This window comes from uncultured Psychroserpens sp. (assembly GCF_947503375.1).
Taxonomy (GTDB): domain Bacteria; phylum Bacteroidota; class Bacteroidia; order Flavobacteriales; family Flavobacteriaceae; genus Psychroserpens.
The window spans coordinates 35,323-49,919 of the sequence record NZ_CANNDQ010000011.1 but is presented as its reverse complement, the minus strand read 5'-3'; the positions used below and the strand labels follow the sequence as shown (position 1 = coordinate 49,919).

Here is a 14,597-nt window from a genome sequence, read left to right as displayed (position 1 = left end):
TTGTGTATCAGAGACAGAATTACCACAATCATCAGTAGCAGTCCATGTTCTTGTAATTGTTTCAGTATTTCCACAACCAGGAGTAGAGCTATCTACAAAGGTAATAGTCACATTACCACAAGTATCTGTAGCAATAGCACTACCAGTATCTACTGGATCTATACTTTCATTACATTCTACAGTTACATTGCTAGGTAAAGTTATAGATGGAGGAGTTGTATCCTCAACAGTAATTGTTTGTGTATCAGAGACTGAGTTTCCACAATCATCAGTAGCAGTCCATGTTCTTGTAATTGTTTCAGTATTTCCACAACTAGCAGCAGAACTATCAGAGAAAGAAATAATTACACTTCCGCAATTGTCTGTAGCAGTTGCATTACCTGTATCTGCTGGATTTGTACTTTCTGTACATTCAACGGTTACATCATTAGGTAAAGTTAGAGTTGGTGGTGTTGTGTCTTCAACAGTAATTGTTTGTGTACTCATAGCCGAATTACCACAATCATCAGTAGCTGTCCATGTTCTTGTAATAATGTATTCATTTGGACAAGGCGTCGGAATTGCTGGTGTAACTACATCGTTGTATGTTACTGTTGTTACATTTCCACAATTATCTACAGCAGTAGCTGTACCAGTGTTTGATGGATCAACACTTTCAGTACATTCAATAGTAGCATCACTTGGTAAAGTTATTATTGGAGCTGTTGTATCTTGAACTGTAATAATTTGTATATCTGATGCTGTATTACCACATGCATCAGTTACAGTAAACGTTCTATTAACTATTGTTGTACATGTCCCAGAGCTTATGTCTGAATATGTTATTGTATCTATTGTTCCGTCAGCATCAGAAGCAGTACCATTACCACCTAAAGCATTTTGTAATTGAGTTAATGAAATAGTGATAGGCGATTCACTATAGGCTAGATCTGTAATAATTGAAACATCACACCCTTCTAATGTATAATTATCTGGAGCTGTAATCTCGGGATTTTGAGAATCTTCATTTTCTATAATGATATCTACTATACTAGTTGAACACCCATTATCATCAAGAATGTCTACAGTATATGTGCCTTGTAAAAGGGTTGAAAATGTACCATTTGCTTGGTAATTTGTTCCTCCATCTATTGAATAGGTGTAAGGCGGTGTTCCACCAGAAGCTTCAACTGTAAGTTCTCCAGTAGAGTTTCCAGAACAATCCGCATTGGTTTGCGATGTTACACTTGCGGTTAATTCTGTTGGCTGAGTAATTTCACTATCACTCACAATAATATTACAACCAGATGCATCAGTTATAGTAACTGAATAATTTCCTGCAGGAATACCTGATAGATCTTCTGTAGTTTCTCCACTATCCCATACATAGGAATAAGGTGGTGTTCCACCAGTTACAGTTAGGTCAATAGCACCTGTTGAATCCCCATAACAAAGCACGTTTGTTACTGCTGCCATAGCTTCAAGGTTTTCAGGAATTACTATCGCAATCTGCGCTTCAATACTTGGTGTGGTACACGTAGCTCCGAATGTTCCAGTATAGGTCAATTCAGCAGAGAAGTTGCCTTCAAATGGTGCAGCACCTGTATAATCAAAAGTTCCGCTTAATGTATTTGAAGTGCCTACTTGATTTCCGTTTAAGTAGAACTCCCAGAAGAATGTATCACCAGATGACGTACATCCATTTTGTTCTAAAGTGCCAGAATATTCTATAGAATTTGTACATCCAACTCTAGAAATATCAGGTGTGATATCTGGACAAGGAACACAAAAACTAGGATTATCAAACAGAATAAATGCTGTTTGACACATTGAATTTTCATAATTAATAACAGTATTTCCAGGTGTTTGATGACCACACACTGTTGGGTCATCTGGTACTATGGTATAATTTACAGTAATTGTTTCATTAAATACGTCTGGCACAAACCATGATAGGAGTTGACCACTATATGTTGTTGTTCCTTTACTAGGATTTATACTTCCAGAGACTATTGAAAAACCATCACCAATGACATCTGTAACAAGAGCTTGCCCTGGTAATTGGCTTGCTGCTGGTACAAGCTGTCCTAAAATTGAATCATAGATACTAGTTAAATCTGCATTATTTTCAGTTGAGAAAGCACCAGAATTTTGAATTCCGTTTAATGTTGCAAGTGCAATTGTTTCTTCGGTACCACTAATAGCACCAACAAGACCAATAGTAAAAACACTTTGCTCATATAGTGTACCATTAACCACTGTAGTTTGTGCATTAACACCAGCAGCTATGGCTTCAGTTTGACAAGCTGTATTAGCTGTAGTAGAACTACATGTTCCTCCACCAGTTCTATCGGTTGCAACACCATCTGATAATAAAATTATACTTCTATAGGTGGCACAATCAAAAGTACCGTTATTAGTTAATTCGTTATCAGCTGCTTGTATGCCAGCTTCAGTATTAGTATATCCTCCAGTAGTTATACTGTTAATTGTATTGATAATATTGGCTTGACCTGAACTATCAGTTAAACCTATATCTAGGGTTGCAGAACTACTAAAACTCACGACAGCAACTTTATTTCTTCCAGTTGGGTTGTTTGCTGGTAGAAAGAAATTATTCACAAACGCAATTGCTGCATCTTGTGCATAATCAATAGGTTCTGGCACAGGGCCATCATCCATACTTCCTGATCGGTCAATAATTAATACTACTTCTTGTGGTCTTGCAGGAGGATTACCTATAATCTCCAAAGTAACATCAAATTGAGTACAAACGGTTGAGTTTTCCACTATATACTTATTTACAACAACTTCATCTTGTGCAAATAATGTAGTTATAGAAAATAGAAATGATAAAGTAAATATAAACTTAGCTATACTTTTATCATTTCTTTTTTGAAATTGTAATTTATTTCTCATCGAGTTTATCTTTAAACCTATTTTTTATCTTTTAACAAACACCTATTAACCTTCTGATGGGTCAGGTACATAAACACTTAATATTGTAGTTTCAGATTTTGATCCACAATCTTCAGACTTAGCTTCAACCTCAATACAACTCCATGTATTAAATGGTGTACCATTTGGAACAGTTGCATTAACTATGAATTTGTATGATTCTCCACTTCTTAATTGTACTTCATTTGAAGGTGTAGTATTTATTCTATTTCTACTTAAATCATAACCTTGAAATGAAACATTTAGGTTACTATTACCTGAAGCAGCTCTTCTATGATATTGCGTGTTGTTATTATTACAAGGCGCTGTAAGATTTCTAGCAGATAAATAAAACGTTTTAGTATCTCTAGAAGTATTAGTAAGCACAAGAATGAATTGAGCACCATCTTCATCAGCAGATTTAAAGCTTCTGTCTTTCTCAACTATTAGTTGCGCACTACAATCGTTAAAATTATTTACCTTATTGTCTAAGTTAGAAGACATAGCAAATAGGCATACCGTAATTAAAACAGATATTAATTTCATGGTCATTTCAATTTAAATTCTTAATTAATAGATTAACTATATTATTTTTATCAATTTTATACCTATGTATAATAGTACAAGCAGATTTACATCTAAAGACTATTTTAAATAAGCGTTACATGTTAATACATTTAACATGTTTGAAACCGTAAATAATTAAATGAGAGGGAAGTGCATTGATTACCAATGCGAAAATGGATTTATTAATATATTTTTGATTTGGGGTCATTAATTATATTATTATTTGATACTAATCAGAAACAAAGCAACTGATAACCAAAACGTTTAACAAAAATAAATGTTAAAGGGACGAAAATAATCGTTAAAACGGAATTATGCAACATTTTATCGATAAAATATTACACTTCATCGAATGATTATGAAAAAACTGATACTTATAAGACACGCAAAATCTTCATGGAAATATAATGTTGATGATCGCGAAAGACCTTTGAAAAAGAGAGGTTTTAGAGATGCTGAACTAGTTTCATTGGCATTTAAAAACAGGTCAATTTTGCCTGATATTATTTTTTCAAGTCCAGCAAATAGGGCGTTAAGCACTTGTAAAATTTTCATTAATAATGTCAATTTTCGAGAAATCCCCTTATTTATTGAGGATGAATTATATGATTTCTCAGGTCAAAATGTGATTAATTTTCTTAAACATTTAGATGATAGTTATGAAAAGGTTATGATTTTTGGTCATAATCATGCATTCACATCAATTTGCAATATATTTGGAGACAAATATATTGACAATCTACCTACATGTGGATTGGTAGTTATAAATTTTGATGACGATAAGTGGAGAGATATTAATAATGGTATGACAGAATTTACAATTTTCCCTAGAGATTTAAAATAATGGTAAAAAACAAAAACAACTATATAAACAGAGAATTGAGCTGGCTCCAATTTAATGAAAGAGTTTTGCAAGAAGCTGAAGATGAAACAGTTCCTTTAATTGAAAGACTCAGGTTCTTAGGGATTTTTTCAAATAATTTAGATGAGTTTTTTAAAGTTCGATATGCTACAGTAAAACGAATTGATGAAGCTGGTAAAGGAGGAAAAAACCAATTGGGAGGCGTTAAAGCAAGTGAACTATTAGAAATTATCACTAAAGTTGTGATCAAGCAGCAAAGCTATAGCTTAGAGATTTTAAATAATATTCACAAAAGACTAGAAAGTGAAAAGATACACATTATCAATGAAAATCAAATCGATGAATCTCAACATGACTTCATAAAAAATTATTTTATACAACATGTAAGCCCGGCTCTGGTAACAATTGTACTTAGTGATATTGTAGAATTGCCACACCTTAAAGATAGTGCTGCATATCTAGCAGTTAAGATGACGCTAAATGATTCTGAAAAACAATATGCCTTGATAGAAATTCCAAAAGCGATAGATCGTTTTGTAGTATTACCAAAGCAAGGAGATGAAAATTACATTATTATTCTAGATGATTTATTGCGCTATTGTTTGAATGATATCTTCAACATCTTTAATTATGAAAGCATCTCTGCTAATATGATTAAGATTACTAGAGATGGTGAATTAGATTTTGATAGTGATTTAAGTAAAAGTTTTATTGAAAAAATTTCTGATAGTGTAAAGCATAGACAAGTAGGTGAGCCTGTTAGATTTGTATATGATAAAACTATTGATGAAGATACTCTAGAGTATTTAATGTCGAAAATGGGTATAGACTCTAAAGATAGTGTTATTCCTGGTGGACGCTATCACAATAGAAGAGATTACATGGACTTCCCAAGTTTGGGAAGAATGGATTTATTGTACGATAAAATTCAACCTTTGCAAATTAAAGGTCTTAGTCTAGAAAACAGTATTTTTTCCACCATTTCTCAAAGAGACTATCTTTTACATACACCATATCAAACATTTTCATATGTAGTTAAATTTTTGAGAGAAGCCGCACTTGATCCTCAAGTAAAAACTATAAAGATTACTATTTATAGATTAGCTCAAATATCTCATGTGGCTAGCTCTCTTATTAATGCTGCTAAAAATGGAAAAAAAGTTACTGTAGTTATTGAATTAAGAGCACGATTTGATGAGCAAGCAAATATAGATTATGCTGAACAGATGCAAGCTGAAGGTGTTAACTTACTTTTTGGAGTTGAAGGGTTAAAAGTACACAGTAAAATGTGTGTGATAGAAAGGGAAGAAAATGAAAAACTAATTCGTTACGGGTTTATAAGCACAGGTAACTTTAACGAATCTACAGCTAAAGTATATACAGATTTTACCTTATTCACATCTAACTCTAAAATTCTAAAAGATGTCAATAAGGTATTTAACTTTTTTCAAACCAATTACCTTATATACAGATATAAGCATATCATCACATCACCACATTATACAAAATCGAAATTATTTGCTTTAATTGATACTGAAATTGATAATGCAAAACAAGGTAAACCTGCCTATATAAAGCTAAAACTGAATAGTATTTCTAGCTATAATATGATTGACAAGTTATACGAAGCAAGTAGAGCTGGTGTAAGAATTCAAATGATAGTAAGAGGTATCTGTTGTTTAATCCCAGGTATTCAAGGCATGAGTGAAAATATAGAAGTAATCAGTATCATTGATAAGTTCCTAGAGCACACAAGACTTTACGTGTTTTGTAATAACAATGACACTAAAGTATATATATCTTCTGCAGATTGGATGACCAGAAATATAGAAAATAGAGTAGAAGTAAGTTGTCCAATATATCAAGATGATATAAAGCAGGAGTTGCTAGATATTTTTGATATTTGTTGGAGAGATAATGTAAAGGCCAGATTGATAGATGAAACACAAAGCAACACTTATCGAAAAAATGATAAGCCCAAAGTAAGAGCTCAATTTGCACTTTACGACTATTTTAAAAATAAATTGAAGAATACATAATACATGCTATCCATAAAAAAATACGCTGCTATAGATATAGGATCTAATGCAGTTCGGTTATTAATTTCAAATATTATAGAACAAAAAGGGCGACCAGCGATGTTTAAGAAGAGCTCATTGGTTAGGGTGCCAATTCGTTTAGGAGCAGATGTGTTTCTGACCAATGAAATTTCTCCTGAAAACAAGCAACGCATGTTAGATACCATGATCGCATTTAGGTTACTTATGAAGTCTCATAAAGTAGTTGCCTATAAAGCATGTGCCACTTCAGCTATGCGTGAAGCTGATAATGGAAAAGAAATAACAAGACTCATTTCAAAAAAAGCCAATATAGCTATAGATATCATTGATGGTGAAGAGGAAGCTGCTATTATTGCAGCTACAGATTTGCACTCGTATATTAATGAAGATAAGACTTATTTGTATGTTGATGTGGGTGGTGGTAGTACAGAGTTTTCAATAATACATCATGGCGAAACTGTGACTTCAAGATCTTTTAAGATTGGTACTGTTAGATTACTAAATGATATGGTAAAAAAAGAAACTTGGTCTGAATTAGAAATGTGGATTAAAGCAAACACAAAAGGTTATGATAAGTTAGATTTGATTGGTTCTGGAGGAAACATTAATAAAATATTCAAAATCTCTGGCAAAGCCTTAGGTAAACCATTAACCTATTTTTATTTGACTTCATACTATAACAAGTTGCAAAGCTATTCATACGAAGAGCGTATTACAGAGTTGGATCTTAATCAAGACAGGGCAGATGTAATTATTCCCGCAACTAGAATTTATCTTTCTGCAATGAAATGGAGTGGCGCAAAGGATATTTATGTGCCAAAAATTGGGCTTTCAGACGGTATCATTAAAAGTGTTTATTATAAAACGGTTTCAAGTGTAAGCCTTTAATAATTAAGTTATTCAACCTCATTTTTTTACGACACGTCCAATATTTATGATTTAATTTCTTTTTTCATTATATATTAGTCATCTCAAATCTATGCTACTTCATTTTAATTTAGCATCATTTTGAAAATGCTCAATTACAATAATTGAGACAGTTAATAACTAAACATTCTAAAAATGAAATCACTTATACTTACGTTATTATTTGTTAGTATTACTACAATTACCTTTTCGCAAGGTACAAGCTATGGAGTTAGAGGTGGCTTTAATATCTCTAATCTAGATTTTGATCCTGATGCTGATTTTGAAAACAAGCACAGAAACAGTATTGCCTTTGGAGGCTTTGTTGATTTCGGGATTAGTGACACTTTTTCCATTTTAACAGAATTGCAATATTCTGCTGAAGGCGGAAAAGGAGAAACGTTAAAAGCTGATTATATTCAGTTACCAATTATGGCACGTTTGTCTTTTGGAGATAAGTTTACAGTTGGAGTTGGTCCAATGGTGAGTTTAAAAACATGGAAAAATCGTGACGGTTTTTCAACCTTTACCTATTCAGGTGTTGGTGGTGTTGAGTATATGTTAACTGATGAACTTTTTATTGATGCCAGAGTGCATTATGGATTAAGCAATATTTTAGACGAAGACCTTACAGATGTAGAAGCGCAAAGCACTACATTTCAATTTGGTTTCGGCATAAAGATATAAGATATAAGAAACGTTAAATATTATTAGAAGCCTTAGTTTTTTACTGAGGCTACTTTTGTTTAATAGCGTACATAACTTAAAAAATTAACCATGAATCGTTTCATGTTTGCCTAAGTCTTTCATAATACTTGCTTCGTAATCAAGAAGCTCTTGCCACTTTTTATCGACTTCTTTGCGATCACCATATTGTCTAGCAAAACCTAAAAACATAGTATAGTGGTTGGCTTCACTTACCATTAATTTTCTATAAAATTCTGCGAGATCTCTATCTTCTAATTCTTCAGAGAGTAGTCTAAAACGTTCACAACTTCTAGCTTCAATTAAAGCAGCATATAAGAGTCTGTGTACAAGTTGCGTGGTTCTGCTTCCGCCTTTAGGAAAGAATTTTAAAAGCTGAATGACATAATCATCTTTTCGATCTCTACCTAAAATCCAACCATTGGCTAATAGTTTATCATGAACCATTTTAAAGTGACTGATCTCCTCTTTAACCAAAGCGATCATTTCTTGCACCAAATCAGTATATTCAGGAAAACTTACAATTAGTGATATGGCTGTGCTTGCTGCTTTTTGTTCACAATACGCATGATCTGTTAGAATCTCTTCAATATTCTTTTCTACAATATTCACCCAACGTGGATCTGTTGGCAATTTTAAACCTAACATAATTAACTGTGTTCTTCTATTAAAATTAAATGTTGTTCACCTTTGGGATCTAAGGTTAATTCATAAAGTTTATAGGCATTATTTTCTACATTTATAAATGAGATGCCTATGTTTAAATACTTATTGTTAGATACTTCTTGGTTTACCCAAACATGCTGTAAAGTTGCTTTATCCCAAAATGTTTTTTGCAATGGGTCTTTAAATTCTTGAGCACTAATAGCCGTTTTAAAAATATCTTTTGAAGCAACAGCAACGCTAATCTCAGATTCAAAAACTCGATGGTATAGTAATTTTATTTTATTATTTGAGTTGCTTTTAGTTACAGTTATATATTCATCTTTAATTGAATAGTTTTTTATATGTACTTTGAACGTATTTGAAATTATAGAATCAGTTCTAACTTCTATATGTGTTTCAGGAAAGTAATTAGCCAATGCAATTTGAGAGAAAGCATATTTGTATTCTGAAATAGGTCTTTTTTTTAACTCATTGCTTTTCTGAGTTTTAATACAACTCGTCAATACAAGTGTAACAAATAAAAAAAAGAGGACTGTTTTTTTCATGAAGTAAAAATAATCAAACTTTTGGTAAAAGTTGAACACTGCTTATGCTTAGTTAATATCTAGACCAAATGTTTGCTTTAGAAGCTCGATATTTTTATTTTTCTCTTTGAGTTTTTCATATTTCTCAATAGAGGTAAAAGTGTATTTTTTTGCAATCTCTTCATTCACACTGATATCTAGTTTTAAATCGAAATTTTTCAGCGTTTTACGTAAGTATTCCATTAATGGATATTGAGCCCTTTCAAGTTCTAATTTAAGTGTCTCATTTGGAAATTCAAGTTGAATATTAACCTCATACAGCTTTGGAATTCCCATTTCTAATATAGAAGCCATGATTTTCTCCCCTTTTTTATGAAGTTGATTAATGTAAGCGTTCCACGCCACTAAAAAATCATCTTGATTAACATCTTCTCTTGGTAGGTCTTCAGTATCAATTACGACTTCCATTTGACGTATTTGATGCTCCTTTTTTGCCTTTATGCTTTTTAGAGACAACCCTGAAGTTCTTTGATCTTTTTTAATATCAATTTTTGCAAGTTGTTCTTTTGATAAAGAAGACATAGCAGGTTTAGTAACTTCTACTTCTTCTACTTTCTTCTCGGTTTTAACCTCTTTATTTGGAACCTCTACAGGAATAGGGGTAACACCTTTAGATTTAAAATAAGCTGCAGGAATTATGTAGTGCTTGCTATTTTTTTTTTCTCCATCAAAAGTGATAGAGGCTAATTGCATCAAGCAAAGCTCAACAAGTAAGCGTTGGTTTTTACTATTCTTGTATTTAAGGTCACAGTCGTTAGCTAATGCAATTCCTTTTATTAAAAAATCATGAGGTGATTTCTTAGCTTGTGCTAAGTACTTTGCTTTGGTATCTTCACCAACTTCAAGTAATGCAATGGTCTTTTCGTTTTGACATACCAGAAGGTCTCTAAAATGCGATGCTAAACCAGCGATATAGTGATGGCCATCAAATCCTTTTGAGAGTGTCTCATTAAATTGAAGGAGTAATTCGGGAATTTTATTATCAAGAATTAAATCAGTACTTGTGAAGTACGTTTCATAATCTAAGACATTTAGGTTCTCTGTAACTGCTTGCCGTGTTAATTCTTTTCCAGAAAAGCTAACCACTCGGTCAAAAATTGACAGTGCGTCTCGCATAGCACCATCCGCTTTTTGAGCAATAATATGTAATGCATCGTCTTCAGCGTTAACTCCTTGTGCTTCAGCAATAAATTTTAAATATTCTTTAGCATCTTTTACTGTGATACGTTTAAAATCAAAAATTTGACAACGTGATAATATTGTTGGAATAATCTTATGCTTTTCTGTAGTTGCCAAGATAAAAATACAATGCTTAGGCGGCTCTTCTAAAGTTTTTAAAAATGCATTAAAAGCAGCCTGAGAAAGCATATGCACCTCATCAATAATATAGACTTTATATTTACCTACCTGTGGTGGAATACGAACTTGATCAGTAAGACTTCTAATGTCGTCAACAGAGTTGTTAGAAGCGGCATCTAACTCAAAGATGTTAAAAGCAAAATCTTCATCTTCAGTTTCTGTACCATCTCTATTTATCATCTTAGCCAAAATACGTGCGCAAGTTGTTTTTCCAACACCTCTTGGTCCAGTAAATAATAATGCTTGAGCTAAATGATCATTTTCAATAGCATTCAATAACGTATTGGTAATGGCTTGTTGACCAACAACATCCTTAAAGGTTTGCGGTCTATATTTACGTGCCGATACGATGAAATGTTTCATTGAAAAAACTTAGAATAACAAAGTTAAAAAAACACTATAAAAATAGGAATTATAGGTATCATATTTGATACGAGTTATTAACAATTAATTGTACTTTTGTGATTAAGTAAATTGCCTTATCGCTGTTTGTTTTGCAAATGGAGGAAAGTCCGAACACCATAGTGCAATCATAGTGGTTAACAGCCATCCACCGAAAGGTGAGGAAAAGTGCAACAGAAAGCAAGTACAGGTTATGCTGTAGTGAAATCAGGTAAACTCTATGTGGTGCAATGTCATGTATACTAACGATTGAGTGTGCACGCACGATGTTAGAGGGTAGGCAGCTAAAGTTTGCTGGTAACAGTAAACGTAGATAAATGATAAGGGTGTTTTTCTCGAATTTAATTCTGGAAACGCATACAGAATTCGGCTTATAGATTTGCTTAAATAAAAAAACCATCTTTTTAAAAAGATGGTTTTTTTTAAAGGTTTAGTCGTTTATTCTTCAGTTTTTGGATAGTAACTTAAATCTGGGCGTATCTGTCCATTAACTTGATCATATCTAGAAGTTAGTTGAATAAGATTAAAGAAGACTGCTTTTCTCTCATCACCTAGAGCTTCGTCGTTTTCTTTCCCAGTCATAGCAATATGAACAGCATCTTTACCAGCTACAGATACCATATAATAGCTTTCTTCGCTTCCAAAACCGCTGTGAAACACAGAATAACCATTTTTTACACCTTTTTCAGTAAATAGTGCTTTTACCTTTTTCATTGCTTCTTGGATTGCTTTTCCATTTTTAGGAGAGTAATATAAAAAATGGTATTCGCGATCATTCATGTCTTTAGTTGAATACCCTTCTGGGTTATACGATAAGTCTGATACGTAATGCACAATGCTATTGCTATGCGAGTCGTAGCATTCATCCATTTTTTCAAACATTTTTTGAACTTCATCGCCTTCTTTTTCAAAAACAGCTGCCATTGGATTTTTGTCTAAATCTGCCATGTTTTCAATAGGTGATACGTGTACATAGCGACCGTCTTCAATTGAAACTGTAGTCCAACTCATGTCTTGCACATTGTGTTTTACAAACATCGCTTTCATTTTTTGCGACATTTCTTCGTACTGTTGCATCATGTCGAAATTGACGTTATCTGTATGCACAATAAACATTTTTGGTTGATCATCTTGTGCGTAGGTAAGATTAAAAGTTAGAGTAACTACAAAAAGTAGTACAAATAGTTGTTTCACTGATTTCATAATGGTTGGTTTTAAATTAATTAATTATATAATTTGTTGTTTATGCATACACAAACCATCTAAAATAAGTAGTAATGAAATGAGGACAACGTTTCAATAATAAATAAGGGGTTGTCGTGGAGAGGCAATGAATTTAATAAAAAAAAATGAGTAAAAAAAGAAAAGCCTTACAAAAAAGTAAAGAAGCTAAATGTGTTTCCTCCGTAACTTTTAGAGTGAGAGTAGTGCTCTACTTCTGATAAATTAGTATGTTTGGAATGCTCAACAATTAATAACCCATTTTCTTCTAAAAGATTGCTTTTAAATACAAGTTGAGGAATTTTAGAAAATGATTCTAAAGTAAAATCATATGGAGGGTCAGCGAAAATAATGGTGTACTTTTGCTTTATTTTCTCTAAAAATTTAAAGACATCACTTTTTACTGTAGTGATATTCATATTAAAAGTATCTGCAGTTTCATTTATAAATTTTATGCATCCAAAATTTTCATCAACAGCTGTGATGTATTCTGTACCTCTCGAAGCAAATTCATAACTTATGTTGCCTGTACCTGCAAAAAGATCTAATACAGATAATTCATCAAAATAGTATTGGTTGTTAAGTATATTAAATAAAGATTCTTTAGCCATATCTGTTGTTGGCCTAACTGGTAATTTTTTAGGTGCTGTAATTCGTCTGCCTTTATATTGTCCTGAAATAATGCGCATTAACTGAAACTATTTAAAAGAATGAAGTTGTTATGTAATGCTTTTGGGTTTTGATTTGGAGCAAACAGATAATCGTAGTTTACGACTAATATATCAACAAAGCGAACGTATTTATATACAATTTTGAACAGATCACTTTCTTCTGAAATACTTCCAGAAAAATGAATCTTTACAGTCTCAGGGTTAAGTTTAAGTTGTTCTAAAGTAAAAAGAATGTAGTATATAAAATCTTCTTTAGTATTGTAATCAAAAGTGTTGTAAAAAATAAGTTTTGATGAGTTTGCGACCAACATCTCATAATCTGAAGCATTCACATTGATATAAACCTGAGTAGCTTCATGTTTTACAGCATATTGTAAAACGGTCTCGATTAAAATTGTAGAAGCATGTTTGTAGACAAAACTTCCATAATTTTCGAATAAATAATTGTTAATATTCACAAGAGGCACATATACATTTTTACACTGGTTTGCAACAATGGTATCATAACTGATATAATCCGTTTTCAATATTTTGGCATTGAATTTTAAATAGTCTGCTAAGAAAGCTTCGTCAAATAAAGATTCTGGAACAAGTGTTGAAAGTTCATTCTTGTAAATGCTTAAAACAGAATCAAATTGTTGCTGATAGTCTGTGTTAGTTTCAATTATGGTCCTTAATTGATTTAAAACTTCAAAAGGAGTCACTTTAACATCAAACTCAATATGATGCAATAACTCAACTGTATTTGTTGAGCGGTTTAGAATGCAAAAAGAAAGTCCACTCAAACTAATTTGAATGGACAAGTCTTTAATACTATTTGGTTTCAAACTTATTTTTCTTTTTTAGAATAACTTTGTGGCCAATTCCCTTTGGTGGTCACATCTTCCATTGAGCCTACTTTTATTGTAGGACCATTAACACCGTCAACAGAGACAACTTGTTTTTCTTTATTTACAAGGTTCTTTTCTTGGTCGTGTAAAATAATTTCTTTGTCAACCGAAGCTTCGAATACGGCTATATTATCTTCAGCCAATCTACCAGCTTTAAGTTGGAATTTAGCACCTTCTTTACCAACAGGTACGTCCATCATGTTCTTATAACGTGTGTCTGCGCCAAAGAGCGAGTCTTTTACAGGCACAAAACCTAATGTGTCAATAATTACGATGTCTTTAGTCGTTTCAACACCACCAAAACGTCTTGTAAGTTCTTCATCAATAACGGTAGAGTCTCTTCGTTGTGTGATCGTGAACTTAGCAGTATCAACAAAAGTAATTAACTTATCGAAGTCATCTGTAAACTTTCCTGTTACTGTTCTATGTGCTAATTGCGCATCTCTAATGTCTTCAAGGCTTTTAATCACTACAGCATATCTTTTTTCTTTTAGCTGATTAAATTTAATTTCTCCATAAACAGACATAAATGTTAAATACCCTAAAAATATAATAAGAGCCCAAAGTAAAAGATTAAGAAAAGGCTTTAATTTTTTAGGTACGAATTTATCAATCAACCACACGATACCAATCGTAAGAAGAATTAAGCCTACAACTGTAATAATTGCTGTTAACATAGTTAGTTTATTTTATTAGTTATTTTTAGTAAAGGTATTACGCAAATCTACAAATTTTTTTTGTTCACTAAAACCATTGCAAACAAAAAACTATTAAAAGTGAAAGATATA

General features: G+C 32.3%; 13 protein-coding genes and 1 other RNA gene. 5 read left to right on the top strand and 9 right to left on the bottom strand.

What is annotated here, in order from left to right:
- Together Q0876_RS14905 and Q0876_RS14900 are read right to left on the bottom strand one after the other, a co-directional pair.
- Positions 1-2,898 (bottom strand): VWA domain-containing protein (locus Q0876_RS14905; protein WP_299229418.1); only part of this gene is annotated, 2,898 nt, incomplete at its 3' end.
- A 45-nt stretch (positions 2,899-2,943) separates the two neighbouring features.
- The gene (locus Q0876_RS14900; RefSeq protein ID WP_299229414.1) at positions 2,944-3,462 is read right to left on the bottom strand and encodes a hypothetical protein; all 519 of its coding nucleotides are present in this window, start codon (positions 3,460-3,462) and stop codon (positions 2,944-2,946) included.
- A 379-nt stretch (positions 3,463-3,841) separates the two neighbouring features.
- Between Q0876_RS14900 and Q0876_RS14895 the strand changes: the two genes are divergently transcribed.
- From Q0876_RS14895 to Q0876_RS14880, 4 genes are all read left to right on the top strand, one after another.
- A complete protein-coding gene (locus tag Q0876_RS14895) occupies positions 3,842-4,327 on the top strand; it encodes a histidine phosphatase family protein (RefSeq protein WP_299229411.1) in 486 nt (161 codons plus the stop codon).
- Positions 4,327-6,384, top strand: a complete 2,058-nt coding sequence (ppk1, locus tag Q0876_RS14890; RefSeq protein ID WP_299229408.1) for a polyphosphate kinase 1 — start codon at positions 4,327-4,329, stop codon at positions 6,382-6,384. The genes Q0876_RS14895 and ppk1 overlap by 1 nt, the downstream gene beginning before the upstream one ends.
- A 3-nt stretch (positions 6,385-6,387) precedes the next feature.
- Positions 6,388-7,293, top strand: a complete 906-nt coding sequence (locus tag Q0876_RS14885) for a Ppx/GppA phosphatase family protein (protein WP_299229405.1) — start codon at positions 6,388-6,390, stop codon at positions 7,291-7,293.
- Between the two features lie 174 nt (positions 7,294-7,467).
- Positions 7,468-7,998, top strand: a complete 531-nt coding sequence (locus Q0876_RS14880; protein ID WP_299229402.1) for a porin family protein — start codon at positions 7,468-7,470, stop codon at positions 7,996-7,998.
- Between the two features lie 84 nt (positions 7,999-8,082).
- On the opposite strand, the gene Q0876_RS14875 is transcribed toward Q0876_RS14880, so the two are convergent.
- The 3 genes from Q0876_RS14875 to dnaX are packed head-to-tail and all read right to left on the bottom strand — an operon-like array spanning position 8,083 to position 10,988.
- On the bottom strand, positions 8,083-8,664 hold the full coding sequence (locus tag Q0876_RS14875; RefSeq protein WP_299229400.1) for a tRNA-(ms[2]io[6]A)-hydroxylase: 582 nt from the start codon (positions 8,662-8,664) through the stop codon (positions 8,083-8,085).
- A gap of 2 nt (positions 8,665-8,666) precedes the next feature.
- Entirely contained in the window at positions 8,667-9,227 is a 561-nt protein-coding gene (locus tag Q0876_RS14870) for a hypothetical protein (protein ID WP_299229397.1), read from the bottom strand.
- A gap of 48 nt (positions 9,228-9,275) precedes the next feature.
- Complete coding sequence (gene dnaX, locus Q0876_RS14865) at positions 9,276-10,988, bottom strand: DNA polymerase III subunit gamma/tau (protein WP_299229394.1); 1,713 nt, start codon at positions 10,986-10,988, stop codon at positions 9,276-9,278.
- A 103-nt stretch (positions 10,989-11,091) separates the two neighbouring features.
- Between dnaX and rnpB the strand changes: the two genes are divergently transcribed.
- Positions 11,092-11,417: RNase P RNA component class A (gene rnpB / locus Q0876_RS14860), an RNA gene on the top strand.
- A gap of 48 nt (positions 11,418-11,465) precedes the next feature.
- Here the strand turns inward: rnpB and Q0876_RS14855 are convergent.
- The 4 genes from Q0876_RS14855 to Q0876_RS14840 all read right to left on the bottom strand — a co-directional run bounded on the left by Q0876_RS14855 (position 11,466) and on the right by Q0876_RS14840 (position 14,486).
- Positions 11,466-12,230: a hypothetical protein gene (locus Q0876_RS14855; RefSeq protein WP_299229391.1), complete on the bottom strand. Its 765-nt coding sequence runs from the start codon at positions 12,228-12,230 to the stop codon at positions 11,466-11,468.
- A gap of 167 nt (positions 12,231-12,397) precedes the next feature.
- Positions 12,398-12,937, bottom strand: a complete 540-nt coding sequence (gene rsmD / locus Q0876_RS14850; protein ID WP_299229388.1) for a 16S rRNA (guanine(966)-N(2))-methyltransferase RsmD — start codon at positions 12,935-12,937, stop codon at positions 12,398-12,400.
- Positions 12,937-13,746, bottom strand: coding sequence for a DUF3822 family protein (locus Q0876_RS14845; RefSeq protein ID WP_299229386.1), 810 nt, complete (start codon positions 13,744-13,746; stop codon positions 12,937-12,939). Before Q0876_RS14845 ends, rsmD begins: the two co-directional genes overlap by 1 nt.
- A gap of 2 nt (positions 13,747-13,748) precedes the next feature.
- Positions 13,749-14,486: a hypothetical protein gene (locus Q0876_RS14840; protein WP_299229383.1), complete on the bottom strand. Its 738-nt coding sequence runs from the start codon at positions 14,484-14,486 to the stop codon at positions 13,749-13,751.
- Between the last annotated feature and the right edge of the window lie 111 nt (positions 14,487-14,597).

Excerpts from the sequence above, each read along its gene's own strand:
- Q0876_RS14900 (WP_299229414.1), bottom strand. The coding sequence starts at position 3,462 with ATGAAATTAATATCTGTTTTAATTACGGTATGCCTATTTGCTATGTCT.
- Q0876_RS14895 (WP_299229411.1), top strand. The coding sequence starts at position 3,842 with ATGAAAAAACTGATACTTATAAGACACGCAAAATCTTCATGGAAATAT.
- ppk1 (WP_299229408.1), top strand. The coding sequence starts at position 4,327 with ATGGTAAAAAACAAAAACAACTATATAAACAGAGAATTGAGCTGGCTC.
- Q0876_RS14885 (WP_299229405.1), top strand. The coding sequence starts at position 6,388 with ATGCTATCCATAAAAAAATACGCTGCTATAGATATAGGATCTAATGCA.
- Q0876_RS14880 (WP_299229402.1), top strand. The coding sequence starts at position 7,468 with ATGAAATCACTTATACTTACGTTATTATTTGTTAGTATTACTACAATT.
- Q0876_RS14875 (WP_299229400.1), bottom strand. The coding sequence starts at position 8,664 with ATGTTAGGTTTAAAATTGCCAACAGATCCACGTTGGGTGAATATTGTA.
- Q0876_RS14870 (WP_299229397.1), bottom strand. The coding sequence starts at position 9,227 with ATGAAAAAAACAGTCCTCTTTTTTTTATTTGTTACACTTGTATTGACG.
- dnaX (WP_299229394.1), bottom strand. The coding sequence starts at position 10,988 with ATGAAACATTTCATCGTATCGGCACGTAAATATAGACCGCAAACCTTT.
- Q0876_RS14855 (WP_299229391.1), bottom strand. The coding sequence starts at position 12,230 with ATGAAATCAGTGAAACAACTATTTGTACTACTTTTTGTAGTTACTCTA.
- rsmD (WP_299229388.1), bottom strand. The coding sequence starts at position 12,937 with ATGCGCATTATTTCAGGACAATATAAAGGCAGACGAATTACAGCACCT.
- Q0876_RS14840 (WP_299229383.1), bottom strand. The coding sequence starts at position 14,486 with ATGTTAACAGCAATTATTACAGTTGTAGGCTTAATTCTTCTTACGATT.